This is a genomic window from Arhodomonas sp. KWT, from assembly GCF_010993615.1.
Window position 1 is genome coordinate 1 of record NZ_WNXE01000642.1, and the last position, 950, is coordinate 950.

The 950-nt window shown below is 63.1% G+C and carries 1 protein-coding gene; it reads right to left on the reverse strand.

Annotated elements, in window-relative coordinates; genetic code table 11:
* Nucleotides 1-50: 50 nt before the first annotated feature.
* On the reverse strand, nt 51-950 hold a 900-nt coding region (locus G7A99_RS21385), incomplete at its 5' end, for a BamA/TamA family outer membrane protein (protein WP_163143933.1).

Genomic DNA, 950 nt, shown 5'->3' on the forward strand with positions numbered 1-950 from the left:
TGACCAGTACCGCGCCCGTCACACGGCGGTGCCGCATGGCCGGCGCCGGCCTAGAAGAACGTGCCCAGAGAGAACTGGAAGAACTGCTTATCATCATTGGACTCTTCATTAAGCGGCCGCGCCACGCTCATCGTCAGCGGTCCCAGCGGCGAATACCAGATCATGCCGAGACCCGCCGAATAGCGCAGGTTCCCGAGGTCCACATTCTCGTCATAGGTGTAATACACCTGACCCGCGTCCACGAACGTGGTGAACCGGAAGCTGCTGTCCTCGCTGCCGGGCGGCGGGAAACGCAGCTCCGCGGTACCCAGCACCCGGGCGTTGCCGCCGATGGGATCGTCGTTCTCGTCCCGCGGGCCCAGCGAGTTGCCGTCGAAGCCGCGGACGGTGGATATGCCACCCGCGAAATAATTCTCGAAGAACGGGAGCCGGCTGTTCGTACCGTAGCCATCGCCGTACGCCACCGAGCCCTCCAGGGCCAGGGTGAGCCAGTCGGCAAGGGCCTGGTAACGACGATGGCTATAGCTGGCCTTGTAGTACTCGAGCTCGCTGCCGGGGATCGCCGCGGTCAGGCTCGCGGTCTGCTGACTGCCCTCGGAGGGGAAGACTGCGCGATTGCGCGTGTCGTGGGTCCACGAAAGCGCCACCCGGTAGGTGGTGTTCTGCTTGCCGTAGTCATTGACGAAGGACTGCTGGATATCCGTGGGCTCGTCGTTGAGGGTCAGATCCAGGTTCTCGACCTCCAGGTCCGCGCCGATGGTGTCGTTGCTCGACACCGGCAGGTTATACCCGTAGGTGCCGGTGATGCTCTTGACACCGTAATCGGAGAGGTCCGCCTCGCTGGCGTCGGTATCGCGATAGGCGAGGCTGACATTCCGGTCGATGCCGGAGGTCGTGTAGAAACGGTCGAGGTACGACAGGCGATAGACGGTGTTGGAGCTGTCGTTATT